The organism is Catenulispora rubra (assembly GCF_015356825.1).
Taxonomy (GTDB): Bacteria; Actinomycetota; Actinomycetes; order Streptomycetales; family Catenulisporaceae; genus Catenulispora; species Catenulispora rubra.
Genome location: NZ_JAACYW010000016.1, coordinates 1 through 23,600, shown reverse-complemented (window position 1 = coordinate 23,600; position 23,600 = coordinate 1). Strand labels below are relative to the sequence as shown.

Annotated in this window: 22 protein-coding genes; 9 read left to right on the top strand and 13 right to left on the bottom strand. The window is 71.3% G+C overall.

The features are described from left to right. The first annotated feature begins 99 nt into the window (after positions 1-99). Together GWK61_RS07285 and GWK61_RS07280 are read left to right on the top strand one after the other, a co-directional pair. Positions 100-3,012, top strand: a complete 2,913-nt coding sequence (locus GWK61_RS07285; RefSeq protein WP_194906329.1) for a hypothetical protein — start codon at positions 100-102, stop codon at positions 3,010-3,012. Between the two features lie 244 nt (positions 3,013-3,256). Further along, positions 3,257-3,550, top strand: a complete 294-nt coding sequence (locus GWK61_RS07280) for a DUF1330 domain-containing protein (protein ID WP_194906327.1) — start codon at positions 3,257-3,259, stop codon at positions 3,548-3,550. On the opposite strand, the gene GWK61_RS07275 is transcribed toward GWK61_RS07280, so the two are convergent. After that, positions 3,531-4,418, bottom strand: coding sequence for a helix-turn-helix transcriptional regulator (locus tag GWK61_RS07275; RefSeq protein WP_194906326.1), 888 nt, complete (start codon positions 4,416-4,418; stop codon positions 3,531-3,533). The two genes, GWK61_RS07280 and GWK61_RS07275, sit on opposite strands and share 20 nt — an antisense overlap. Positions 4,419-4,503: 85 nt before the next feature. On the opposite strand from GWK61_RS07275, the gene GWK61_RS07270 reads away from it, so the two are divergent. The 3 genes from GWK61_RS07270 to GWK61_RS07260 all read left to right on the top strand — a co-directional run bounded on the left by GWK61_RS07270 (position 4,504) and on the right by GWK61_RS07260 (position 6,980). Beyond that, positions 4,504-5,331 (top strand): SDR family NAD(P)-dependent oxidoreductase, encoded by an 828-nt coding sequence (locus GWK61_RS07270; RefSeq protein WP_194906325.1) that lies wholly within the window; start codon positions 4,504-4,506, stop codon positions 5,329-5,331. A gap of 114 nt (positions 5,332-5,445) precedes the next feature. Further along, positions 5,446-6,264 (top strand): hypothetical protein, encoded by an 819-nt coding sequence (locus tag GWK61_RS07265; RefSeq protein ID WP_194906324.1) that lies wholly within the window; start codon positions 5,446-5,448, stop codon positions 6,262-6,264. Beyond that, the gene (locus GWK61_RS07260) at positions 6,243-6,980 is read left to right on the top strand and encodes a hypothetical protein (RefSeq protein WP_194906323.1); all 738 of its coding nucleotides are present in this window, start codon (positions 6,243-6,245) and stop codon (positions 6,978-6,980) included. Before GWK61_RS07265 ends, GWK61_RS07260 begins: the two co-directional genes overlap by 22 nt. A 42-nt stretch (positions 6,981-7,022) precedes the next feature. On the opposite strand, the gene GWK61_RS07255 is transcribed toward GWK61_RS07260, so the two are convergent. Both GWK61_RS07255 and GWK61_RS07250 read right to left on the bottom strand, forming a co-directional pair. Continuing rightward, on the bottom strand, positions 7,023-8,084 hold the full coding sequence (locus GWK61_RS07255; RefSeq protein ID WP_194906322.1) for a hypothetical protein: 1,062 nt from the start codon (positions 8,082-8,084) through the stop codon (positions 7,023-7,025). 23 nt (positions 8,085-8,107) lie between these two features. Then, positions 8,108-8,578, bottom strand: coding sequence for a GNAT family N-acetyltransferase (locus tag GWK61_RS07250; RefSeq protein ID WP_194906321.1), 471 nt, complete (start codon positions 8,576-8,578; stop codon positions 8,108-8,110). A 125-nt stretch (positions 8,579-8,703) separates the two neighbouring features. Here GWK61_RS07250 and GWK61_RS07245 point away from each other — a divergent pair, with 125 nt between their 5' ends. The 4 genes from GWK61_RS07245 to GWK61_RS07230 all read left to right on the top strand — a co-directional run bounded on the left by GWK61_RS07245 (position 8,704) and on the right by GWK61_RS07230 (position 11,760). Next, positions 8,704-8,871 carry a hypothetical protein gene (locus GWK61_RS07245; protein ID WP_194906320.1) on the top strand — a complete coding sequence of 56 codons (168 nt, stop codon included), beginning with the start codon at positions 8,704-8,706 and terminating at the stop codon, positions 8,869-8,871. Continuing rightward, the gene (locus GWK61_RS07240; protein WP_194906319.1) at positions 8,868-9,539 is read left to right on the top strand and encodes a 4'-phosphopantetheinyl transferase family protein; all 672 of its coding nucleotides are present in this window, start codon (positions 8,868-8,870) and stop codon (positions 9,537-9,539) included. The genes GWK61_RS07245 and GWK61_RS07240 overlap by 4 nt, the downstream gene beginning before the upstream one ends. Before the next feature lie 55 nt (positions 9,540-9,594). Beyond that, positions 9,595-10,191 (top strand): helix-turn-helix domain-containing protein, encoded by a 597-nt coding sequence (locus GWK61_RS07235; RefSeq protein WP_194906317.1) that lies wholly within the window; start codon positions 9,595-9,597, stop codon positions 10,189-10,191. A gap of 279 nt (positions 10,192-10,470) precedes the next feature. Further along, on the top strand, positions 10,471-11,760 hold the full coding sequence (locus tag GWK61_RS07230; protein WP_323747445.1) for an MFS transporter: 1,290 nt from the start codon (positions 10,471-10,473) through the stop codon (positions 11,758-11,760). On the opposite strand, the gene GWK61_RS07225 is transcribed toward GWK61_RS07230, so the two are convergent. The 10 genes from GWK61_RS07225 to GWK61_RS07180 all read right to left on the bottom strand — a co-directional run bounded on the left by GWK61_RS07225 (position 11,749) and on the right by GWK61_RS07180 (position 23,404). Continuing rightward, positions 11,749-12,702, bottom strand: coding sequence for an inositol monophosphatase family protein (locus tag GWK61_RS07225; RefSeq protein ID WP_228561881.1), 954 nt, complete (start codon positions 12,700-12,702; stop codon positions 11,749-11,751). The two genes, GWK61_RS07230 and GWK61_RS07225, sit on opposite strands and share 12 nt — an antisense overlap. Before the next feature lie 25 nt (positions 12,703-12,727). Beyond that, entirely contained in the window at positions 12,728-13,705 is a 978-nt protein-coding gene (locus GWK61_RS07220; RefSeq protein WP_194906316.1) for an ATP-binding cassette domain-containing protein, read from the bottom strand. Beyond that, positions 13,702-14,832, bottom strand: coding sequence for an ABC transporter permease (locus GWK61_RS07215; RefSeq protein ID WP_194906314.1), 1,131 nt, complete (start codon positions 14,830-14,832; stop codon positions 13,702-13,704). The genes GWK61_RS07220 and GWK61_RS07215 overlap by 4 nt, the downstream gene beginning before the upstream one ends. Beyond that, positions 14,832-15,932: a substrate-binding domain-containing protein gene (locus GWK61_RS07210; RefSeq protein ID WP_194906312.1), complete on the bottom strand. Its 1,101-nt coding sequence runs from the start codon at positions 15,930-15,932 to the stop codon at positions 14,832-14,834. Before GWK61_RS07210 ends, GWK61_RS07215 begins: the two co-directional genes overlap by 1 nt. Before the next feature lie 29 nt (positions 15,933-15,961). Then, on the bottom strand, positions 15,962-17,893 hold the full coding sequence (gene iolD / locus GWK61_RS07205) for a 3D-(3,5/4)-trihydroxycyclohexane-1,2-dione acylhydrolase (decyclizing) (protein WP_194906310.1): 1,932 nt from the start codon (positions 17,891-17,893) through the stop codon (positions 15,962-15,964). Beyond that, positions 17,890-18,786, bottom strand: a complete 897-nt coding sequence (locus GWK61_RS07200; protein ID WP_194906307.1) for a Cgl0159 family (beta/alpha)8-fold protein — start codon at positions 18,784-18,786, stop codon at positions 17,890-17,892. Before GWK61_RS07200 ends, iolD begins: the two co-directional genes overlap by 4 nt. A gap of 336 nt (positions 18,787-19,122) precedes the next feature. After that, on the bottom strand, positions 19,123-20,067 hold the full coding sequence (iolC, locus tag GWK61_RS07195; RefSeq protein WP_194906305.1) for a 5-dehydro-2-deoxygluconokinase: 945 nt from the start codon (positions 20,065-20,067) through the stop codon (positions 19,123-19,125). After that, on the bottom strand, positions 20,064-20,933 hold the full coding sequence (locus tag GWK61_RS07190; RefSeq protein ID WP_194906303.1) for a TIM barrel protein: 870 nt from the start codon (positions 20,931-20,933) through the stop codon (positions 20,064-20,066). Before GWK61_RS07190 ends, iolC begins: the two co-directional genes overlap by 4 nt. Then, positions 20,930-21,988, bottom strand: coding sequence for a Gfo/Idh/MocA family protein (locus GWK61_RS07185; protein WP_194906300.1), 1,059 nt, complete (start codon positions 21,986-21,988; stop codon positions 20,930-20,932). Before GWK61_RS07185 ends, GWK61_RS07190 begins: the two co-directional genes overlap by 4 nt. Before the next feature lie 153 nt (positions 21,989-22,141). After that, entirely contained in the window at positions 22,142-23,404 is a 1,263-nt protein-coding gene (locus GWK61_RS07180; RefSeq protein WP_194906298.1) for a cytochrome P450 family protein, read from the bottom strand. Positions 23,405-23,600 lie beyond the last annotated feature (196 nt).

The window sequence follows — 23,600 nt, the reverse complement described above, 5'->3', positions numbered from 1 at the left end:
GACGGTCGATGCACTGACGTCGGATCGGCGAATTCCGTCGGCGATGTTCTCGCGATTGTCGGCGAAGGTTCAAATAAGGACCCTGGTATCATCCTGTGGATGGCGGTGCACGGGAAGCGACGAGCCGTGCTGGAGATGTACCGGCGGAGGCGCCCGCAGGACGTCCCGGCGGAGATGATCGAGGCGGCCACCGCGCGGCGGTCGGCCGGTGATCCGGCCGGTGCCTGCGCCGCGGCGCTGGTCGACCTGGACGTGGACGTCGCCGCGATCACGCGGTGGCACGGCCGCGAGACGGCCCGCCTGGTGGTCGAGGACCTGCATCACGTCGCGCCGGACCTGTTGCGCTGGAACATGCCACGGGCACTGCGCGACGGCTCGTTCATCACCAACCTCTTACTGCGCCGGTACCCGGACGGCGCGCACCTCTCAGTCGGCAGCGTCTGGAAACAGCCGGACCGGTTGCGCCTTCTGGTCGCGACCCGCCGGGAGGGGACCGCGGAGCTGCCGGACCGCAGTTCGGGGCTGTACCACTTGCCGCGGGCGTACTGGGATGCCCGGTACACCGGCGAGATACGGGACCTGTGCGGCGCCGGACCGGACCGGATCCCGTTCCACAGCCACGACGGCCGGCTCCTTAACGATGTCGTCGCCGGTCCCCGGCCGGACGACCAGGACGATCCAGCTGCCTTGACCGAATGGCTGACCCTGCTCTGGGACAAGGGGCGCACCGGCGAAGCCCTCGCCGCGTGCGGGATCGAACTCGCCCTGGGGGAAAAGGACAGGTGGCCGCAGCGACCGTGGGTCGCGGTCGAGCGGCTGGCGTCCGACGCCCGTCGGATGCTCGACGAGGGGGTGTTCGAGGAAAGGCTGTCGCAGCCGCGCCCACCCCGGACTCCGACGATGTGGGTCGAGTGCCGGGACGAAGGCCAGGCAGGCACCGACATCGAGCTGACGTTCGGCCCGAAGGGCCGGGTCACCGCGCGCCTGCACAGTGCCGAGCCGGGGGAACCCCGCCAGCTCGGCGCCTTCGAGTACCGCCACCCGATCGACTTCGATCTCCTGCGGTTCGGCCTTGCCCGGCCTGGAGAGCTGCATCCGGCGGTCGCCGAGGCGTTGTTCCCGGCACGGCCGGCCGCCGCCGACAGCCGACCTGAGCCTGAGCCGTCCGGGCCGTTCGGGCCGTCTGCGTCGTCTGTGTCGTCCACGTCGTCTGCCTCATCTCCGCCACCCAGATCGCTTTCAGCGCCCACCCCATCACCGATACCTGACGACGACTGGGAGCTGATCGAGCGAGCGGTCCGCGGCGACACCGCCGGCGTGCTCGCGTCGCTCGACGCCGGCGCCGACCCGCTGGTGCGAGACGACGCCGGCCAGACGCTGCTGCACCTGCTGCCGCTCCTGGACCACGAGGTACTCATGGCCCGGTTGCTCGCCGCCGGCGTGGACGTCAACACGGTCGACGTACAGCGGCACACGGCGCTACACGCTGCCGCCGTCCGCAGGAGAGGGCTGGCGCTCGCCGGATCGATCGCCCGCGAGCCGGTCGAAGACCTCATCGGCAGGCTGCTCAACGCCGGCGCGGTAGACCTCTGCCACGAACGGGGAGTCCCGTGCCCGGCCGACGCGCCGACCGAACGTCGTCGCACCCGGCCCACGGCCGAGGAGATCGAGCGGCTGCGGGCCGCTGTCCGCCGCCACCGATATCAGACGATGGCCGAATACGCCTCGGCGCTGTACGCGATCGGCAAGGACCGCCGCGAGGTGCTCGCCGAATGCTTCGGCGCCCCGTTCCCGGAGGAGTTCTTCGCGCTGGCCGACCACTTCCCACCCCCCGGGCTCGCCCGCAGCGACCAGCGATGCTTCGTGTGGCGGCTGGTCCTGCCTCCGGAGCGGGGCGGCCCGGTGCCGCCGACCGGCTCGACCATCGACGACCACGTGGACAAAGCCGTCTTCGAGCGCGATCCGCGGCTGGTCCCGGTGCTGCCGACGGACGACCACCACACCGAGTACGGCGGACTCGTCCTGTGCTACCGGCTCACCGACCTCGCCCGGGGCGAACCGACGGTCTACGGCACCAGGCCGCGCGGCGCGGGAAGGATCGAACAGCTCGGCCCGTCGTTGCTGGCAGTGCTGCACGACTACCACACCACCGCCGCAGACCGCTTGGAAGCACTGCGACAGCTGACACCGCAGCATCCTGACGTGGAGAAGCTGCCCGAGCACCGCGCTGCGCTCCGCCTCGTCGAGACGCTGCTGCCGGCCGGGGCACCCGGCGTGACCCGCTCGGAACCGACGGCCCCGTTCACCACACCGGTCTCCGGTCCTGTGCTGGCCAGGCTGCGGACCGAGGCCTCGCGCGAGGACTACCGGTCGATGAGCCGCCTGGCCTGGGCGCTGTATGCGGCCGGACTGGGCCCGCGTGAAGTACTGGCCGAATGCTTCGGCGTCGCGTTCCCGGAGGAACTCTTCGTCATCAGCGATGCAGATCCCCAGAAGTCGCTTCCGGGGTACGCAACCGCCCTGCCCTGGAATTTGGCGGTCCCGCCAGAGCGGGGCGGTCCCCTGGTGCAGGCTTGGTCGGAGCGCCGTTCCGAGCTGCGGATCCTCGCCTGGGACCCGGATCTCGTCCCGCTGACCGCGCTCTACGGCGATTCCCGAATGGTCCCCGGGGCCACGCCGCCGGAACGGGTGCCCCACGCCGACCGGATCCACTGTTATCGCCTCAGCGAACTCGCCGCCGGCCGCAGCACCGTCTTCGGCGTCCCGCGCCATGCGGCGGAGGCAGCGGAAGGCGAGCTGTCCGTGGAGCTCAGCGGCTCGTCCATCCTCGACGTCATCCACGACTACGTCACCGTCCAGCTCCGCTTGGATGAATGGGAAATACGGCAACCGGGGAGCTGGGGCGCGGATTCCATCGACGAGTCGGACGTGGAGGGGTCCCGCCAAGCCGCGGCGCAGATCGAAGCGCTGCAGCGAGAAGTGGCCGATCGTCTGGGGACAGCTGAGCAATGACGCACCCGCATACGACCCCCGCCGACCACCCGTCCCGCCTGGAGCACGGGCATCCATTCCGTTCGAGCGGCTGCGGCAATCCCTGGCCGAACAGGGCAGGCCCACCCGCAGACCCTGTTCGTCCGAACAGCACCAGCGCCGCTAACCGAGTCGACCCCGCTGCGCGCCGCCGCATAGGCTCAAGTCAGCACACTCGGATGCCGGGAACACGGGCTCCGATATGACACCGAACACTGGAGGTTCAGTGGCCAAGGGCTACTGGGTCAGCGTCTACCGCACCATTTCAGACACTGACAAGCTGGCTGCCTACGACGAGCTGGCCCGTCCGGCCGTCCAGGCCGGAGGCGGACGGGTCCTCTCCCGGGGCGAGCACGTCGCCGTGTACGACGCCGGAATCGCCGAGCGCACCATCCTGATCGAGTTCGACAGCTTCGAGCAGGCCGTCGCGGCACGTGAGAGTGAGGCCTACCAGAAGGCGCTGGCCGCTCTCGACGACGGCGTCGAGCGCGACTTCCGCATCATCGAAGGCCTCGACTGACCGGGGCTCGATCGGCGACCTGCCCATAATCGCCGACCTCGGTGCCGAGGACGTTCAGAAGGGCCAGCGCCTCGGCCCCGGGGGATCCCGGAGGCGCGCTAAAGAGCACGAGGTGCTGGTCGCGGTCGGTGAGCGCGAGCGTGTCGCAGTCGACGGCGACCGGTCCGACGACCGGGTGGTGGAAGGTCTTGGCGAGCGTCGGCGGGGCCTGCACGTCGTGGCGTTCCCAGAGCCGGGCGAAGTCGGGGCTGGCGTCGCGGAGTTCGTCGATCAAGCCGGTCACCGTGGGATCGGCCGGGTAGCGGGCCAGGGTGGCGCGCAGGTCCATGACCACGTGCAGGCGGAACTCGGCGGCGTCGGAGATCCCGTACAGCCTCGCGTCGGCGCGCTCCGTCCCGAGGAACGCCCGGCGCGCGAGGTTACGGTCGTGCGGGGCGAGGGCGGCGAAGTCCTCCATGAGCGCGGCGGCCAGATCGTTCCAGGCCAGCACCTCGAACGCGGCGGATATCACGAACCCGGCGGTCTGCGGGAGCCGTTCGAGCAGCACGAGGATGCTCGGGCGCACGTCGCGGCGGTGCAGGCCGGTCCGGGCCGGCGCGGTGCCGGCCAGGACGTGGAGGTGGTCGGACTCGGCGTCGGTGAGTCGTAGCGCGCCGGCGATCCCGGCGAGGACCTCGGCCGAGGGCCTGGGCGCCCGGCCCTGTTCGAGCCGGACGTAGTACTCCGTGGAGATGTGCGCGAGCACCGCGATCTCCTCGCGGCGAAGCCCCGGAGTCCTGCGCCGCGGCCCCGAGGGAAGGCCGACGTCCTGCGGCCGGAGCCGCTCGCGCCGGCTGCGGAGGAACGCCCCGAGCTCCTGCTTGTCCATTCCCCCAGTGTGCGCGCCTTCCAGCGGCTGATCGTAGTACCGGCTGTGCCTGGATCCGGTCCCGGGCAGGATCGACCGTGAAGGCATGACAGCGAACACCAGCACCACCACCGGCACGACCACCAGCCCGACCACCAGCACCGCCACCAGCCCGATCGGCCTGCTCACCGGCAAGGTCATATTCATAACCGGCGCCAGCCGCGGCATCGGCGCGGCCGCGGCCCGGCTGTTCGCCGCCGAGGGCGCGGCCGTCGTGCTCGCCGCCCGCAGCACCGGCGCTTTGGAGCACATCGTCTCCGAGATCCGCGCCGACGGCGGCACCGCCGACGCCGTCACCTTGGACCTCGCCGACCGCGCGAGCATCCGCGCCGCCGTCGACCGCGTCGAGGAACTGCACGGACGACTCGACGGCGCGTTCAACAACGGCGCGATCGTCCAACACCAACCCGGCCCGCTGGACACCACCACCGACGAGGACGTCGACGACCAGTTCGCCGTGAACTTCCGCGCGCACTGGACCGCCATGACCGCCGAGGCCGCGCTCATGCGACGCAGCGGCGGCGGGGCGATCGTCAACACCTCCAGCATCGGCAGCCGCCGCGCGACGCCCCCGCTGCCCGCCTACGCCGCGATGAAGCGCGCGCTCAACAGCCTCACCGAGACCGCGGCGGTGACCTGGGCCCCGGAGGGCATCAGGGTCAACGGCATCACCCCAGGCGGGACCGCCACGCAGATGATGGAGGAGTGGGAGGCGACGACTCCCGGCATCATCGCGGCCAGCACAGCGGCGACGCCGCTGGGCCGCATGGCCGATCCCCGCGAGGTCGCCGAGGCGGCCGCGTGGCTGCTCAGCGACCGGGCCTCGTTCGTGACCGGCGCGATCGTCCCGGTCGACGGCGGCGCAGGGGCCTGACAAGAGGCAGCCGCCAGGAACGCGTAGTCCTACGGATTCCGACCCCCGCACCTCTTCCTAGCCTGAAAGTGACCCGCAACGGGAGCGGGCCGCGCGCAGAGAGGTACGGGGACGATGACCTACACCATGCAACGAGTGATCAGCCGCGAAGGGACCGGCTTCGCCTGCCGGTACGCATACCTGAGCGTCGACCGGGACGGCAACGTCTACCTGGTCTCGACGATGATCACCGAACGCGGCCGGACGATGTACCTCCTGCGGACGAATCCGAACGGCACCACGCGCAAAGGGTTTCAGCACCTGCTGTTCACCGACGTCATCCTCGGCAGCAAGGACGGAAGCGAGGGTTTCACCTACGCCACCGGGAACGCGGACGGTCACGTCGCTCTCGGCAACTACGGCGCGCCCACCGAGGTGTGGATGTACGGGCCCGATCTCGCGCCGGACCCGATCGCGCGGGTGACCGGCGAGTTCGCCGGCGGCGGAGGGGCCTACCGCGTGGAGGCGGGCGCCGTCAGCGGGCGGTTCTACGCGCTCGCGCAGTACGGGGTCGCGGCCGGCGGCGCGGCGACGCCGCACGCGCAGATCGAGGTGATCGGCGCGCCGCCGGCCGAGCAGCTCACCGGGCTGACCGCGCTCCCGCTGCCGTTCGGCCACGACGCGACCACGCGCGTGCTGGACTTCCGCGTCCGCGAGACGGGCACCGCCGACGCCCCCGCCCCGGTCTTCTACGTGCTCTACAAAGTCGTGCTGGACAGTACCCACTTCGCCAACCACCTCGCGAAGGTCGACTCGGCCGGCACCGTACTCTGGGACCGGGTCGACGACGCGAGCACCGGCGGGGTGCTGAACTCGATCGTGCGCCAGAGCGTCGGCGAGGACACGGCCGTCCCCGGGCGCGGCGGGGTGGCGTGTCCGGGGCGAGCCCGGTGACCGTGGCGCAGAGCACCCTGACCGTCCCCACGACGGGCTCGGTCACTATCACCGTGCCCGCCTCGGTCAGCGCTCTGCTGCGGACCGGGAGCTATCTGCTGACCACCACCGCGGCCGACCTCACGGTCGCCGCCCAGCCGATCGAGCTCGGCTCCGGGCGGCCGCCGAGCGGGTTCCGCCGGGTGTGGTTCGGCGACCTCCAGGGCACCTATCCCGCCAACGCCGGCGTGTTCGTCGGCCCGTCCGGCGCGGACTACCTCGACGCCGCCGACGCCGCGGCCGCGCACCTGGAGCGGGCCCGGCGGCTCGGCTGGACGCTGGTCGTCGACCGGCTGCCCGACCAGCAAAGCGGACTGGCGCTGCTGGACCCCACCGACGGCAGCTACGACCTCGACCCGTCGGGAACGGCCGTCGCCACGACGGCGAACCGGCTCGTCGCCGATTCCCGGGCCTTCAACGCGATCTCGCTCTGGGACGACCCGGCGCACCCGGAATCCTGGCTCCGCGACACCCGCCTGGACATCCGCACCTCGCCGGCAGCACCCTGGCAGCCCGTCACGAGGCTGGTCAGCGACCAGCCGTCCCGCAGCCACACCGTCGCCGACCCCGCCCGCCCCGGCCAACCGGTCACCGCCACCCAGCTGCGCCTGGTGCTGCCGCCCGGCATCGCCGGGAACATCCGGCTGGCCGCCATCGCACTGCACCTGACGTCGTAGGCACCGCTTGGTGGCCTTGGGCTGGGCTTAAGGCCACCGGGCTCAGCGCGGCAGGGACTTGCCACACTTACTACGCGCCGTCAGATACGCGCAGCGCATGTGGATCGCCTTGTCGAGCTCGGCCAACGTGCGGTCGAAGAACTCGCGCCGGTACACCGCGTCGGTCAGCGCCGTGATCGCGAAGTACAGTGCGCTCAGCCCGGCCAGCAGCACCGCGACGTGCAGCAGCTCGCTGCTGACGCCCGGGATTCGGATGCCCCACAGGTGCGCGTCCGGCGGTACGTGCCCGAACCAGTCCGTGAGCACCTCCGGCCGGATCGCGATGGCGCCGAAGACCACGTAGAAGAAGAACACGGTCCAGCTGAGCAGGCTGATCTGGATGGTCTGGGTGAGCAGCAGGTACATGAACATGTTGCGGCGCTGTCCCAGGCCCAGCGCCGGGTCCGTGGCCAGTTCCTGCTCGGTCTCGGCCAGCGGGGCCAGGGGCGTGGCCACGCAGCTGGCGCGTATCCGCTCCGGCGTGCAGGCGCTGGGCAGGGTGACGAACTCCTCGGGCAGCCGCGCGATCAGGAAGGCCTGGATCAGCATGATGAAGAACGCCGAGGTCACCCACAGCCAGCCGGAGGTCAGGGCCGCGGAGATGAGCCAGAAGTCGCGGGTGAAGAAGATGACCATGCCGAACAGCGCCAGCAGCGGCAGCGCGCGCACGGCCAGGTGACCGACCTCGCGGATCTCGGCGAACACCCGGCGCACCGTCCAGAAGCCGAGCCGCATCCCGAGGCGCGCGAGCTGGATCGCCGCCGCGAACGGGCGAAGGAAGGCGGGCAGGCCGGCGACGTAGTAGTGCTCTTCGACGAAGTGCGGCACGCCGTTGCGGACGAACCAGCGCTCGGCCGCGGCGACCGCGGCATCGGCGGCGTTGGTGGCGTCGGCGGCGACCGCGGCATCGGCGGCGGAACCGGGACTAGGACCAGTGCCAGGCTCGGGACCGGTGTCGGAGCCAGCTTCAGGGCCGGAACCGGGACCAGGAACGGGACCCGAACCGGCGCCGGCAGCAGATCCGGAACCGGCAGCCGCACCCGCGCTCGCGTCCGCACCAGTCATCAGGGTTCGATCATAATCACCTCTCACTCCAGGCGAAACATCACTTCCTCGATCTCCTGCCCGCGCGCCTCGGCAAACGCCCGCTCCCGCCCCACGCGCTTGAACCCGCCCTTCTCCAGCACCCGCATCGACGCCTCGTTGTCGGACGCCGCCGAGGCGAACACCGGCCGCACCGTCACCTGCTCCAGCACCGCCGCCAGTGCCGCCCCGGCCAGGCCGCGCCCCCAGAACTCGCGCTTGATCCAGTACGTCACGTTGAGCTCCTCCCCCAGCGGGAAGGCCGCCGCGCTGCCGACGATCTCGCCGTCGAGCTCCACCACGACGCGCACCAGCCGGTCGTCGGCCAGCAGCCGGCGGTGTTTGTCCAGATACGCCTCACGATCGTTCGCGGTGCTCGTGAACGCCGCCATCTTCTGGGCCTCGGCGTCACACTGGATCTCGAACAGCACCGGAAGGTCGCTCTCTCGCATCTCGCGGAACACGGGTTCGCTCATGGAAAAAGACTATTGCGACCTACTGACAACAAATCGCTGCCGCCGGCCCTGACCCAGGTCGCGCCGCCCGCACCGGAGCCGCCGGCGGCGCGTTTGGAGCGGCATCGCTCGGAAACGTGAAGTCCATGGGGACCCAAAACGCCGCTCCACTGCGCCTGACCGACTTCGGCGGCCTCGCGGCCGGCCACGTCACCCGCGACCGCCACCGTCCGCGCCCCCGCATCCACCCCGACGCAGCCAAGAACACCAACGGCACCCCGTCCGACCTCGACCGCTCGGCGGTGCGACCATGACCGACCGGATCCGCGTCTGGATCATCGACACCGACACCGCCCCGGACATCGCCGAGCACTACGAGCGGCTGCTCGACGAGGGCGAGTTCGCGCACGCCGCCGACTTCCTGCGCGAGCGTGACCGGCACCGCTACCTGGTGGCGCACGGCGCGCGCCGCGTGATCCTGGGCCGCGAACTGGACGTCGAGCCGCAGACCCTCGTCTTCGCCGCCGACGCCAACGGCAAGCCCACCCTGGCCGACGGCGGCCCGCACATCAGCCTGGCGTACGACGGCGCGCTGGCGCTGCTGGCGGTGGCGGCGGACCGCGAGGTCGGCGTGGACGTCCGGCAGCTGACCGAGGGCCTGGACCCGGTGGACATGTCCGAGCGGTACTTCCTGCCGTTCGAGGCCCGCTACGTCGCCGGCGGCCACGACCCGCTGGAGCAGACCGACCGCTACGCGCGGCTGTGGACCCGCAAGGAGGCGGTGGCGAAGGTGGCCGGCGGCCTGGGCTGGGCGAACACCAAGGCGGCGGTGTTACAGAGGGACCTGGTGGCGTGCGTGGAGCCGGCCAGCTCGAACCGGCACCGGGTGGCGCCGGTGGCGGTACCCAGCGGGTACCGGGCGGCGGTCGCGATGTTCGGCGAAGCCCCGTTCCAGGTGGAGGTGCGGACCTACGAAGAGTGAGCCGAGGTGCGGCGGAGCCTTGTAAAGGTTTCTTTAGAAAGTTATCTTTAGATGTATGACCGACGCAGAGCACGATGACGTCCTGCATCTGAAGGACCCCCAGGCCATCCGCGCCTACGCGCACCGCACCCGGATGGAGCTGGTGGGACTGCTGCGCACCGAGGGCCCGCTGACCGCGACCCGCGCCGCCGAGCTCACCGGCGAGTCGGTGGCCAGCTGCAGCTACCACCTGCGCATGCTCGCGAAGTACGGCGTGGTCGAGGAGGTGCCCGGGCCCGGACGGCAGAAGCCGTGGCGGGCCACGGCGCAGTACACGAACATCCCGAGCACCTCGGCGGACCCGGCGGTCCAGGCCGCGTGGAGCGAGGCGCGGTCGTTCTTCACGCAGTTCTACTTCGAGGAGGTGGCCAGGGCCCAGAAGACGGCCCACGACCTGCCCGCGGAGTGGCGGGAGGCCGAGGAGTTCGGCGACAGCCTGCTCTACCTGACAGCCGCCGAACTCGGCGAGCTCTCCGACGCCATCAGCACCCTGGTCGACCGCTTCGCCGACCGCAACACCCGGCCCGAGCTGCGGCCCGAGGGCGCGGAGCTGGTGCAGATGCTGCGGATCGCGTTCCGGAAGGACCGCGGTGCGCATCATGACGAGCGTTGATATCGACGGCCCGGGGGCGGACCCCGCCCCGGTCCGGGGGACAAACCACCCTCGTATCGATTATCCCGAATCGTCAACCGCCGAAGGAAGGCGTCGGGCTCGAAATACGCTCGATCGGATCAGCGCGCTCGCAGACACCACCGCGCTCATCCGGCTACCAGCCACAGCCGAGCCCGCGGTCGCGACTGCGTTCGTCCAGCCACCCGCCACAGCTCCGGCCGCCGAGCCCGCCACAGCCACCACCGAGCCCGCCGACATCCTGAACTCCGGCAGCCCCTCGTGACCGCCTCCACCGAAGCGCCCCCCGAGCGCGCGATATCCCGCCTGCTCCCGTCCGCCCTCCGCCACCGTGTCCCAGCGGTCCTCCAGCGCCGCGACTTCCGCCGCTTCTGGATCGGGCACAGCGTCTCCCTCATGGGCGACGAGGTCCATCGCATCGCGATGCCCTTCGCCGCCGTGAACCTGTTCGCCGCGGACGCCACCGCGATGTCGTGGCTCACCGCCGCGCCGATGATCCCCGCGCTGCTGCTCTCGATTCCGGCCGGCATCTGGGTCGATCGGCGGCCCAGCCGGCGCCGGATCATGCTCTTCGCCGACCTCGGGCGCTTCCTGGCCGTGCTGTCGGTGCCACTCGCCTACGCCTTCGGCGTGCTGAGCCTGACGCAGCTGATCGTCGCCGAGCTCGTCGTCGGGACGCTCGCGGTGCTCTTCAGCATCTCCGACAACACCCTGTTCGCGGCCATGGTCCCCAACGCCGAGCTCATGCAGGCGTCCTCCCTCAGCAACGGCAGCCGCGCCTTCGCCTCCGTCTCCGGTCCCAGCCTCGGCGGCCTCGCGGTGCAGCTCCTCACCGCGCCGTTCGCGCTGGTCGCCGACGCGGCGAGCTACCTGGCCTCGGCCGTGGCGCTGAGCCGGATCTCGCCGACCGAACCCGTGCCGGACCGCGAAGCCAAAGGCGGCTTCCTGGACGGCCTGCGCTGGATCGTCGCCACGCCCGGCATCAGGGCCCTGCAAGGGGCCGTCGGCACGGTCAACTTCTTCGACTTCATCTTCCAGGCCCTGTTCATCCTCTACGCGACCACGTACCTGCACATCAACGCCGGGCTGCTCGGCCTGGCCCTCGGCGCCGGCGCGGTCGGCGGCCTGGTCGGGGCGGCGCTGACCGGCCGCATCGTCGCACGCATCGGCATCGGCATGGGCATGACGCTCGGCTTCCTCGGCTTCGCCGCCCCGCACATCCTCGTCGTGCTCGCCTCGGGCCCGAAGGCGCTGATCGTCCTGACGCTGTTCGTGTACGAATTCCTGTCCGGCCTCGGCGTCATGCTCCTGGACGTCTCCGCCAACGCCTACATCACCGCCGTCATGCCCGACGACCTGCGCTCACGCATCTCCGGCGTCCTGCAGACCATCAACTACGGCATCCGCCCCCTCGGCGCGCTGACCGGCGGCGTGTTGGCCACGACCGTGGGGATCCGCACCGCCCTGGCGATCTCCACGATCGGAGCCTGTTGCAGCGTCCTGTTCCTCCTCGGCTCGCCCCTGCGCAAGCTGCGCGAACTACCCGGCTGAGGCCGTCGAAGAAGCCGAAGAGGCCGAGGAGGCAGGGGACGCCGGGGAAGGGGAAGTCGCAGGCGAAGCAGGCGACGCCGACGCACCAGGCGAAGCCACCACCGGCGCGTTGAACACCGGCTGCGGCGGCCGCACCGGAAGCCCACCGGCCGCCCGGGCCTCACAGAACGACTCGACCAGCGCCGGATGCACCGGCCCGTTCGACGCCACCAGATCCGCGTCCCCGGGATGCCACTCCAGCCCGGCGTACGTCGTCGCCTTCCCGCCGGCTTCCCGCACCAGCAGCACCCCGGCGGCCCAGTCCCACGGCCCGCACCGCTGCTCCCAGTAGCAGTCCAGCCGCCCGGCCGCGACCCACGCCAAGTCGATCGCCGCACTCCCGGTCCGCCGCACGTCCCGCGACTGCCGGAACACCGAGGAGAACTCGGCGAGGTTGTCGTCGGTGTCGAAGGACCGGGTCGGTGGGAAGCCGGTGGCCAGCACCGCCCGGTCCAGCCGCCGCACCGGCGAGACGCGCAGCCGACGCTGCCCCTCGTAGGCGCCGCGTCCGGCCTCGGCCCAATAGATACGACGCCGCGCCACGTCGGCCACCACGCCCAGGGCGAGCCGCTGCCCGTCCCAGAACGCGATCGAACAGGCGCAGTGCGGGATCCCGCGCACGAAGTTCGTCGTGCCGTCCACGGGATCGACGAACCACGTCGGGCGCGAGGGATCCATCTCGGCCAGCCCGCCGCCCTCCTCGCCGACGATGGCGTGCTCGGGGTGGGTGGCCTTCAGCCAGGACCGGACCAGCCGCTCGACCCGCAGGTCGGTGGCCGTGACCAGGTCCGCGGACGAGGCCTTGAAGCGCAGCCGCCGCGGGGCGGCCGAGCGGCGGATCAGGGTGGCGGCCTCCCGGGCGACGCGGATCGCGCCGAGGGTGGCAGGGCGGGGCAGCGGCATGGCAAGGTCCTTCAGAGTCCTTCGATCAACCGTTTTCGTCGAGCGCTTCAGTCGGCACCGGGCCGACCTGCGATTCCTCCCGTACCGGGCCGACTTGCGATTCCGTCGATCCCGGACCGACCTGCGATTCCTCCACTACCGTACCGGCCTGCACGTCAGCCGGTACCGGACCGGCCTGTGGTTCCGTCGTCGCGGCTATCCCTGGAATCCGCTCAAGCTCATGCCCCAGCGTCTCCAGCTCCGCCCCACCCGACATCAACCGCACCAGTTCGTCCCGCCCGATCTCGTCCTTGGCGAAGTCCCCGAGCAGCCGGCCGCGGTTCAGCACCACGAACCGGTCCCCCACCGGATGCGCGTGGTGCGGGTTGTGGGTGATGAACACGACGCCGAGCCCTTGGTCCCGCGCCTGCACTACCCGACGCAGCACGACCCCGGCCTGTTTCACCCCGAGCGCCGACGTCGGCTCGTCCAGGATCAGGACCCTGGCACCGAAGTGCACGGCGCGCGCGATCGCCACCGACTGCCGCTCCCCGCCGGACAACGTCCCGACCGGCTGGTCCGGATCCCGCAGATCGATGCCCATCGCCGCCAACGCCTCGCGGGTACGCGCCCGGGCGGCCCCGGCGTCGAAGCGCCGCCACGGTCCCCAGCCCTTCGTCGGCTCCGACCCCAGGAAGAAGTTCCGCCAGATCGCCATCAGCGGCACCATCGCCAGGTCCTGGAACACCGTCGCGATCCCGGCGGCCCGGGCGTCGCGCGGACTGTGGAACTTCACGGCGGCGCCATCGACGCGCACCTCCCCTTCATCGGGTGTGAACACCCCGGACAGGATCTTGATCAGCGTCGACTTCCCGGCGCCGTTGTCGCCGAGCACGCACGTCACCCGGCCCGCGTGCACCGACAACGACACGCCGCTGAGCGCACGCACGTTCCCGAAGTACTTCCCGACGCCGTCCGCTTCCAGCAGCGGCGCATTCCCAACGAGGGAATCAGAGTTCGTCATCTGCGCGCCCTCATCGCTCGCCGGTGAGTCAGGGTATTGACGGCGACGGCCAGGAACAGGATCGCCCCGAGGAACGTGAAGTCCCACGAGCTGTCCCACCCGGAGTAGATGACCCCCTGCAACGCCATCCCGATGATGCAGGCCCCCAACGCCGCGCCGAGCGCCGAGCCGTGCCCGCCGGTGAGCAGGCACCCGCCGACCACCGCGGCGATGATGTAGTAGAACTCGTATCCCACACCCTGCTCGGACACCGCGGTGTTGGCCTGCAGGAACGAGATGACGCCGACCAGCGCCGCAGCCGTCGAGGTCCCCATGAACAGCAGGATCTTCGTCCGCCGCACCGGCACACCGACCTTGCGCGCGGCGTCCGCGTCGCCTCCGACGGCGAATACCCAGTTCCCGAACCGGGTCCGCCCCAGCAGCCACACCGCGACTACCGTGACGCCGACGAACCACAAGATCGCATCCTGATATCCGGCCGGCAGACCGTTGCTGTGTGCGAAGGAGCCCCCGAAGACGTCCTTGGCGCTCTTCAGCCCCGGATGGTCGGTGCCGGTCAGGCCGATGCTGGTGCTGCCGTGGTTCACCTTCAGCACGCCGCCGACCGACAGGCCGCGGAACACGAAGTACGTCGCCAGCGTGACGATGAAGCTCGGCAGGCCCGAGCGCGTGACGACGATCCCGTTGACCGCCCCGATCGCCGCGCCGAACGCGAACGTCACCGCCACCGCGGCCCAGGCGTTCCAGTGCTCGTTCCCGACCAGCAGCGCCATGATGATGGCGCAGAACCCGGTCATGCCGCCGGTCGACAGGTCGAACTCGCCGCCGATCATCAGCAGCCCGACCGGCACCGCCATGATCCCGAAGAACGCCGCCTGCTGCGCCCAGGCTTGGAAGCCGGTCTGCGTCAGCCACAGGTGCTGCGGGGTGCTGTCGGTGACGGCGAACACCACGAACACCGCGACCGCGCCGAGCAGCGCGCCGAGCGCGGGGCGTCGCAGGGCCCTGGTGAGCAGGCCGGCCTCGGCGCCGCGGCCCTCGGCCGCCCCGACGTCGGCGTCCGGCGGGCCGACCGGCGGCGGCCCGGCCTGCCCGGGCCCGGCCACCGCGACGTCGGCGCTGGCCATCAGTCGTCCCCGGCCGCGATCGCGGCGGCCACCGACTTGATGTTCGTGCTGTCGACGAGCTTGGGCCCGCTGGCCACGGTGGTGCCGCCGCCGACTGCGTTGCCCTCGTGCTTGGAGTACAGGTACAGGAACTCCACCGGCAGGTAGCCCTGCAGGTACTGCTGCTGGTCCACGGCGAAGTCCAGGGTCGGCGGCGAGGCCTGCAGGTCGTTCTGCACGTCGCTGGACAGGTCGAACGTGGCGATCTTGACGTTCGCCGGCTTTGCCACGACGAGCGCCTGACCGATCGCGTTGTTCAGCGTCATCACGGCGCTGATACCGGGGTGCGACTGGAGGTAGGCGGTGACCTGGCCGACGGCCTGCTGCGGGTTGGAGGCGGCGTTCGGCGTGGACAGGATCAGCTCGGTGCAGGCCGGGCCGGAGGCCGGGGCTGAACCGGTCGAGCACTGCTGCCCGACGCCCAGGCCCTGCGCGATGCCGTTGCAGCGGTCCAGCAGGTTCTGCCCGGACTGGTGGATCACGCACAGCACGTTGGTCGCGCCCTCTTTGGCGAACCGCTGTCCGGCCTGCTTGCCGGCCAGCTGCTCGGGCTGCCCGACGCAGGTCAGGGCCTTGGCGGCGGCGATGTCGGCGTCGTCGCAGCCGGCGTTGACCAGCACCACCGGGATCCCGGCGTCGGAGGCGGCGGCCAGGGTGGAGTTCATCACGCTCGGCGCGTGGTCGGAGACGATGATGCCGTTGACCTTGGCGTTGACCGCGTTCTGGATCTGCGCGTTCTCGGCGTTGTCGTCCGGGTGGGCCTGGCCCTGCTGCTGGGAGCCGTAGGTCTCGGATAGCTTGCAGCCGGTGTCCTTGGCCGCGTCCTTGGCGCCCTTGTAGACGACGCTCCAGAAGTTGCCGTTGTCGCCGTGCGTGATGACGGCGAAGGTGTAGGGGCAGGAGCCGGAGGCGGCCCCGGTCTTGGACGATCCGGACGAGCTCGAACAGCCGGCGAGCAGCAACAGCGTGGCCAGCGCCGCGGTCAGCAGCCGGCCGAATCCCGTTGTTCTGAATCCCGTTGCCGTGAGTCCAGATTTCTGAAGACGTGTCCTCGGTGCCATACGTGCTGCCTCCACATCAGTTTGTGGTGTTACAGGTACGGGCGTTGAACTTTCTTCGCCTCCTCATACCCCGTTCTGGCCGCGAGAGTGGATTCCAGCTCTGACACCTGCGCGACCGGCACGTCCCACCAGGCGCCGCCGTCGGGCGCGCCGGCCAGCGGATCGGTCCGGACGTGCACGACCGTGATGCGGTCGGCCTTCTTGGCGCGCGCCAGCGCCGCGGTGAACTCCTCCAGGTCGGCGGCGCGCTCGACGTCGGCGCCGAGGCTGGCGGCGTTGGCGGCCAGGTCGACCGGGAGCGGGCCGCCGTCCAGGCGTCCGGAGGCGGCGCGGTAGCGGTAGGCGGTGCCGAAGCGCTGGGCGCCGACGGATTCGGACAGGGCGCCGATGGAGGCGTAGCCGCTGTTGTCGACCAGGACCACGATCAGCTTCACGCCCTCCGCGACGGCGGTGACGATCTCCTGCGCCAGCATCAGATACGAGCCGTCGCCGACCAGCACGTACACCTCGCGCTCGGGCGCGGCGAGCTTCACGCCGAGGCCGCCGGCGATCTCGTAGCCCATGCAGGAGTAGCCGTACTCGACGTGGTAGGACTTCGGGTCGCCGGCGGTGCGCCACAGTTTGTGCAGATCGCCGGGCATCGAGCCGGCCGCGCAGACCACGACGTCGCCGACGTCGACTGCGTCGTTGACGGCCGCGATGACCTCGATCTGGGACGGCAGGGGGACGTTGCCGAAGCGGTACGCGGCCTGGAGCGTCGCCGTCCATTCGGCGCGGGCGTCGGCGATCTCGGCCCGGTAGGCGGCTCCGGTGGACCAGCCGTCGAGCTCGCCTTTTAGATCATCGAGTGCTGATTTGGCATCGGCGACCACTGCGACGCCGTTGTGCTTCGCGGCATCGAAGGCGGCGATGTTGATCGTGACGAAGCGGACGTCCGGGTCGGCGAAGGCGGTGCGCGAGGCGGTGGTGAAGTCGGAGAAGCGCGTGCCGACACCGATGACGAGATCGGCTTGGGCGGCAATGAGATTCGCGGCCCGAGTCCCGGTCGCGCCGACCGCGCCGAGGGCGAGCAGGTCGTCCTCGGGCATGGTGCCCCGGCCGGCCTGGGTTTCGGCGACCGGGATGCCGGCGGAGCGGGCCAGGGCGCGGAGCGTGTCAGTGGCCTGCGAGTAGGTGACGCCGCCGCCGGCGACGATGAGGGGGCGTCGGGCGTTCTTGATCGCCACCGCCGCTCGGCCGATGCTCGCGAGGTCGGCGCGGGGGCGAGGGACGTGCCAGACGCGGTGCCGGAACAGCTCCTCGGGCCAGTCCCAGGCTTCGGCCTGCACGTCCTGCGGCAGCGCGAGGGTCACGGCGCCGGTGTCGGCGGGATCGGTCAGGACCCGCATGGCGGCCAGGAGCGCGGCCGGCAGCTGCTCGGGGCGGTTGACGCGGTCGAAGTAGCGGGAGACGGGGCGCAGGGTGTCGTTGACGGAGACGTCGAGGCTGCGCGGGTCTTCGAGCTCCTGCAGGACCGGGTTGGCGGTGCGGGTGGCGAAGACGTCGCCGGGCAGCAGCAGGACCGGGAGGCGGTTGACGGTCGCCAGGGCCGCGCCGGTGACGAGGTTGGTGGCGCCGGGGCCGACGGAGGTGGTGCAGGCGTAGGTGGACAGGCGGTCGCGCATGCGGGCGAAGGCGGCGGCGGTGTGGACCATGGCCTGCTCGTTGCGGGCTTGGCGGTAGGGCAGCAGGGTCGGGTCCTGGAGTTCCAGGCCGAGGAGGGCTTCGCCGAGGCCTGCGACGTTGCCGTGGCCGAAGATACCGAAGACGCCTTCGATGAGGCGGTATTCGGTGCCGTCGCGTTCGGTGTGCTGGACGGCCAGGAACCGCACCAGGGCCTGGGCCACGGTCAGGCGGCGGGTGGTTGCTGTATTGCCTACACTGCCCGCGCTTCCTGTGTCTCCGGCGCTTCCGGCACTCATTCCCGCACCCCGGGTTTCACCAGCGCGGTCGCGGTGTCCACGGCGGCGGCGACGTCGCCGTCCGGCGGGTAAAGCAGGGCTCTGCCGACGACCAGACCGTGGACGCCTTCCAGCGCCAGGGCCTTCTCCCAGGCCGCGTACGTCTCCTGGGGCGCGCCGTCGGGGTCGCCGCCGAGGAGCAGGACCGGGAGCGTGGTGGCGGCCAGGACGCGTTCCATCTCCTCCACGACCGGCAGCTTGAGCCAGGTGTAGGCGCTGGTCGAGCCGAGGCCTCCGGCGATGGCGCAGGCGCGCACGACGGCGGCGGCGGTGAGGTCGTTGCGCAACCGGCCGTCCCCGGCGCGCGCCGCCATGAACGGCTCGATCATCGCCACCAGCCGGCGTGCGGCGAGCTCGGACACCGCGCGTCCGCACGCTTCCAACGTCGAGACGGTGTCCGGGTCGCCGAGGTCGATGCGCAGCAGCATCTTGCCGCCGTCCAGGTTCGCGGCGGCGATCCCGGCGGCGTCGTAGGCGGTGAAGCGGTCGTCGAGCTCTGAGACCGAGCCGGCCAGCCCGCCCCGGTTCATCGACCCGACCACGACGCGGTCGTCCAGCGCACCGAGCAACAGCAGGTCCTCGACGATGTCGGGCGTGGCGAGCACCCCGTCGACCCCCGGCCGCGCTAGCGCAATGACCAACCGCTCCAACAGCTCCCTGCGATCCCCCATCGCCAACGGATCGTCCCGCACACTGAGCGCCCCCCGCGCCGGATGATCGGCGGCGATGAGCATCAACCGGCCCCCGGCATCCACCAGCGGACGCCGCCGCCGAGCCGCGGCCGCGACCGCGATGGCCTCCGGCTCCGCCACCCGCACCTGCCGCAACCGCCGCAGCTCCCCGACCTCAATCATGAACGACCTCCGCGATCGGTAGGCGGCGCGGGACGGAGCCAACGGACATACACGCCGGCCCGGCGCCACACCGCCGAGCCGGCCGACTGGGATGCGGTGCGATGGCGCGATGAAGGCAAGAAGATGACGCTCGCCGGCCCTGCCTGTGGCAAAACCTGTTGCTTGCTGCGGGCCGCGGATCTGCGGTGATCGGCCTGGTACTCGCCGCGCGGGGCAAAAATGCCGCGCCGATCCCGCTGCTGAGCGCGCCGATCAGCTCGTAGCTCAGGCCGCCAGTCAGCCCGCTGCTCGGCCCGCGCCGCAGCGCAGCCCGGCCATTCAGCCCGCCCCGCCGCCTCACCCATCCCCGACCTCCAGCGCCGCCAGCACCTCGCCGGTCTCCGGCATCGCCGTCGAGCACTCGATCCGCGCCGCTACCAGCGCCCCGGCAGTGTTCGCGAAGCGCAGCGTCCGCTCCAGCGGCCAGCCCTCCAGCAGCCCGTGGCACAGCGCGCCGCCGAAGGCGTCGCCGGCGCCGAGGCCGTTCAGCACCTTCACCGGCGGCGCGGCCATCTCCAGCGTCTGGTCCGCCGTGCGCGCCAGCACCCCGTCGCCGCCGAGCTTCACCACCGCCAGCTCCGGCCCCTGGCTCAGCAGCGCCTCGGCCGCCAGGTGCGGGTCGCGCTCCCCCACCGCCGTGTAGCACTCCTCCAGGTTGCCGACCGCGACCGTGACGCGCGGCAGCGCCAGCCGGGCCGCGCGGCCCGCCGCCGTGCGCGACTCCCAGAACTGCGGCCGGTAGTCCAGATCCAGGATCGTGTGCGCCCGCCGGGACCGCGCCTGCCACGCCGCGTGGTGCGCCGAGCGGCTCGGTTCGGCCGACAGCCCGGTCAGCGTCGCCCAGAACACCCCCGCCTCGGCGATCGCGTCCAGGTCCAGCTCGTCGGGCGCGATCATCAGGTCCGGGGCCTTGGGCCAGCGGTAGAAGTAGATCGGGAAGTCGTCCGGCGGGAACATCTCGCAGAACGTCACCGGCGTCGGCAGCCCCTCGACCTCCGCCACGAACGCGTCGTCGACCCCGAACCCGCGGATCGCGCGCCGCACGAAGCGCCCGAACGGGTCCGCGCCGACCCGCGTCACCACCGCGACCCGCCGTCCGTGCCGCGCGGCGGCGACCGCGACGTTCGTGGCGCTGCCGCCCAGGAACTTCCCGAACGTCTCCACGTCCTCCAGCCCCACGCCGACCTGCAGCGGATACACGTCCACCCCGACCCGGCCCATCGTGACGACGTCGTAGGTCATGCCAGGCCCTCCAGGTAGGCGACGCACGCCCGCACGTCGGCAGCCGGGCCGGCGCCGGGCGTCGGCTCAGCCTCCAGGACCGTGTCCTGCTCCAGCACGTACCAGCCCTGATATTCGTTCCCTTCCAGAGCGGATACGACTCCTGCGATGTTCGCGTCGCCATCACCCAGCGGCCGGTACATCCCGGCACGCACCGCGTCGTAGTACGTCAGCTCCCCGGCGCGCACCCGCTCGGCCAGGGCCGCGTCCACGTCCTTGAGGTGCGTGTGCACGATCCGGTCCGCCGCCCGCGACGCCAGCGACGCCGGATCCCCGCCGCCGATCAGCAGATGCCCGGTGTCCAGACACAGCGGCGTGTCCGAGGACTCCAGGAGCCGCTCCACATCCTCACCGGTCTCGACCATCGTCCCGACATGCGGATGCAGACACGTGCGGATCCCCAGCCCCACGGCCCGCGCCCGGATCCGGTCCAGGTTCTGGAACAGCAGCCGCCAGCCCTCGACGTCCAGCACCGGCCGCGAGTCGTAGCCGTCCGAGCCGGTCGCGGCGGCCAGCACCAGCAGATCCGCCCCGGCCGCGGTGAACCCGGCCAGCGCCTCGGCCACGGCCGGCCACGGATCGTGCCCCGGCTCGTGCAGCACCGCCGGCACGAACCCGCCGACCGCGAGGAGCTGGTACTCCTTCAGCAGCGAGCGCCGCTCGTGCGGGTCCTCGGGCAGGAACCCGTCCGGCCCGAACTCCGTGGCCCGCAACCCGGCCTCGGCCATCTCCGTCAGCACCCGCTCGGCCGTCAGCTGGTGGCCCCAGCCCGGCACCTCGCACACGCCCCACGAGATCGGGGCCCCGGCGATCCGGTCCGCGATCACCGCCGTACCTCCGCGATCGTCACCGGGCGGTTCTCGGCGCGCGACAGGTCACAGGCCTCGGCGACGTACAGCGCTTCCAACGCGTCACCGACCGGGCAGGGGTTCTCGATCCGGCCCTTCGCGAACTGCACGAACGCCTCCAGCTCTCCGACGTAGGCCCGGCGGAAGCGCTCCAGGAAGCCGGCGTGCGCCGGGCCCTTCGGCCAGCTGCCGCCGCCACCACCGCCACCATCACCACCGCGACCGCCATCGGCATCAGCATCGCCGTCACTCTCGCCGACCGGCCGCAGCGGCAGCCCGTCGTCGTACCCGGCCCCGACACTCCCCCGGGACCCCTGCACGTCCAACGTCACCGCGTACCCCGCGCCGTGATACCGAGTCGCCGTCACCACCGCCAAAGCACCGTCGTCCAACTGCAGCACCGCAGCCGCGGTATCAGCGTCCCCGAACTCGGCGAAGAACGCCTCACCCCGATCCGAACCGGAGGCGAACACCGAGACCACCTCCCGTCCGGTCACCCACCGGATCGCGTCGAAGTCGTGCACGCTGCAATCCCGGAAGATCCCGCCGGAGGTCGCGATGTAGCCGGCGGGTGGCGGGAACGGATCGCAGGTCTGCGCCCGCAGCGTGTGCACGCGGCCCAGCGTCCCGGCCCGCACCTCGGCGCGCGCCGCCGCGTACCCGGCGTCGAAGCGCCGCTGGAACCCGATCTGCACGCGGCCGCCGTACTTGTCGACGCTCTTGATGACCTCCAGCGTCTTCGCGCTGTTCTCCGCGACCGGCTTCTCGCAGAACACCGGCACCCCGGCGGCGACCCCGCGCTCGATCAGCTCGGCGTGGCTGCCGGTGGGGGTGGCGACGACCAGGGCGTCCAGCTCGGTGCGCAGCAGCGAGTCGATGTCCGGGGCCCAGCGCACGCCCAGGTTCCCGGCCAGCGCCTCGGCCCGGCCGGACTGCACGTCGGCGACCACCACCTCGACGTCCGCGAGCCCGTGCAGCGTTTTGGCGTGCAGCGCTCCGATGCGCCCGACGCCGACCAGCCCCAACAGTGTCATGCCAGCCTCCGTCGCTACGGGTGCCTGTGGTGACCACTTCTTCGGAGCTTCCTGCGGACCGGGCAGCCGGTCAACCGAATGTTATGACATTTTAACGTCCGGACACATTGTCATCATGGCCTTGACACCCGTCAGACGGCCGGCAGATGGCCGTCAGACGGCTGGCGGCCCCAGGCGCACCGGCAGCGCCGACACCCCGCGGAACAGCCGGCTGTGCTCCCAGCGCAGCTCCTCGACCGGCGCGGCCAACTCAATCTCCGGATACGCGCGCAGCAGCTCATCGAACGCGACGCGCCCCTCCAGCCGCGCCAGCGGAGCGCCGAGGCAGTGGTGCAGACCGTAGCCGAACGTCAGGTGCGAGGGCTCCGACCGATCGGCGCCGCGACCGGGGCGGTAGACGGTCGGATCGCTGTACCGGCGCTCATCACGGCTGACGGCGCTGAAGTGCACGACCACCGGCTCCCCGGCCTGGATCAGCACGCCGCCGAGCTCCACATCGACCAGCGGATAACGTGGAAACACCGCCTTTACCGGAGGATCCAGGCGCAGGAACTCCTCGACCGCCGCCGGCAGCAGCGCCGGATCCTTGCACAACGCGGCCAGCCGCTCGGGGTCCGACAGCAGCATCAGCGTGCCGTTGCCGATCAGGTTGACCGTGGTCTCATATCCGGCGCCGAGCAGCAGGAACAGCAACGACAACAGCTCGGGCTCGTCCAGCGCGTCGCCCTCGTCCCGGGCCCGGATCAGGCCGTCGACGAGGGTGCCTTCGTGGGAGATGTCCAGCGGCGCGTCGCCGAGATTCGCGCGGCGCTGCGCCACTAGCCCGGCCAGCAACTCCCCGACCCGGCGCCCCGCCTCGGCGGCCAGCTCCACGTGGCGCTCGTCGGCGTGCAGGTAGGTGTCGGCCCAGTGCCGGAAGTCGGGGCGCTCGGCGGGGTCGATGCCGAGGAGTTCGGCGATCACGGTGATCGGCAGGGGAAAGGCATACGCGGCCATGAGATCGACCTCGTGGTCCCCGCCACTCGGGAACTTCGCGATCAGGTCCCGCGCGACCTGCCGGATCCACGGCTCCAGCGCGGCGACACGACGCGGCGTGAACGTCTGCTGCACCAGCGCCCGCAGCCGCGTGTGGTCCGGCGGATCCAGCCGGCCCATGTGCGACTGCAACCCGCGATCGGCCGCCCCGGTCCAGAACACCGACCGCGCCGCCGCCCCGGCGTTCTTGATCCCGTCGTTGCTCAACTGCGGCGAAGACATGACGAACACGGCCTCGTCGTACCCGGTGACCAGCCACACCGGCAGGCCGTCGAGCACGACGCGCGCCACCGGCCCGCTCTCGGCGATGGGAGCCAGCAGGGCGTAGGGATCGCGCGCGTATGCGGGGTCCGACGTGTTCAGTACAGGGAGATCCGACATAATCAGAATTCTGACTCGCTAGGCGCGCAGAGTCACGGTGGCGCGCGGGCGGCGGACGACAATCCTCGCCTAGTGTCCTGCGCCTGAAGTTCATTTTCTAAATGTAGAATATCGGGCATGCCGAGGACGGGACGGCCGAAGGCCGAGCTGGTGCTCTCCGATGATGAGCGGGCGCAGTTGGAGCGCTGGTCGCGGC

Excerpts from the sequence above, each read along its gene's own strand:
- iolD (WP_194906310.1), bottom strand. The coding sequence starts at position 17,893 with ATGAGTGCCGGAAGCGCCGGAGACACAGGAAGCGCGGGCAGTGTAGGC.
- GWK61_RS07285 (WP_194906329.1), top strand. The coding sequence starts at position 100 with ATGGCGGTGCACGGGAAGCGACGAGCCGTGCTGGAGATGTACCGGCGG.
- GWK61_RS07200 (WP_194906307.1), bottom strand. The coding sequence starts at position 18,786 with ATGATTGAGGTCGGGGAGCTGCGGCGGTTGCGGCAGGTGCGGGTGGCG.
- GWK61_RS07270 (WP_194906325.1), top strand. The coding sequence starts at position 4,504 with ATGACAGCGAACACCAGCACCACCACCGGCACGACCACCAGCCCGACC.
- iolC (WP_194906305.1), bottom strand. The coding sequence starts at position 20,067 with ATGACCTACGACGTCGTCACGATGGGCCGGGTCGGGGTGGACGTGTAT.
- GWK61_RS07255 (WP_194906322.1), bottom strand. The coding sequence starts at position 8,084 with ATGACTGGTGCGGACGCGAGCGCGGGTGCGGCTGCCGGTTCCGGATCT.
- GWK61_RS07180 (WP_194906298.1), bottom strand. The coding sequence starts at position 23,404 with ATGTCGGATCTCCCTGTACTGAACACGTCGGACCCCGCATACGCGCGC.
- GWK61_RS07250 (WP_194906321.1), bottom strand. The coding sequence starts at position 8,578 with ATGAGCGAACCCGTGTTCCGCGAGATGCGAGAGAGCGACCTTCCGGTG.
- GWK61_RS07225 (WP_228561881.1), bottom strand. The coding sequence starts at position 12,702 with ATGCCGCTGCCCCGCCCTGCCACCCTCGGCGCGATCCGCGTCGCCCGG.
- GWK61_RS07215 (WP_194906314.1), bottom strand. The coding sequence starts at position 14,832 with ATGGCCAGCGCCGACGTCGCGGTGGCCGGGCCCGGGCAGGCCGGGCCG.
- GWK61_RS07245 (WP_194906320.1), top strand. The coding sequence starts at position 8,704 with ATGGGGACCCAAAACGCCGCTCCACTGCGCCTGACCGACTTCGGCGGC.
- GWK61_RS07210 (WP_194906312.1), bottom strand. The coding sequence starts at position 15,932 with ATGGCACCGAGGACACGTCTTCAGAAATCTGGACTCACGGCAACGGGA.
- GWK61_RS07240 (WP_194906319.1), top strand. The coding sequence starts at position 8,868 with ATGACCGACCGGATCCGCGTCTGGATCATCGACACCGACACCGCCCCG.
- GWK61_RS07185 (WP_194906300.1), bottom strand. The coding sequence starts at position 21,988 with ATGACACTGTTGGGGCTGGTCGGCGTCGGGCGCATCGGAGCGCTGCAC.
- GWK61_RS07220 (WP_194906316.1), bottom strand. The coding sequence starts at position 13,705 with ATGACGAACTCTGATTCCCTCGTTGGGAATGCGCCGCTGCTGGAAGCG.
- GWK61_RS07235 (WP_194906317.1), top strand. The coding sequence starts at position 9,595 with ATGACCGACGCAGAGCACGATGACGTCCTGCATCTGAAGGACCCCCAG.
- GWK61_RS07275 (WP_194906326.1), bottom strand. The coding sequence starts at position 4,418 with ATGGACAAGCAGGAGCTCGGGGCGTTCCTCCGCAGCCGGCGCGAGCGG.
- GWK61_RS07265 (WP_194906324.1), top strand. The coding sequence starts at position 5,446 with ATGACCTACACCATGCAACGAGTGATCAGCCGCGAAGGGACCGGCTTC.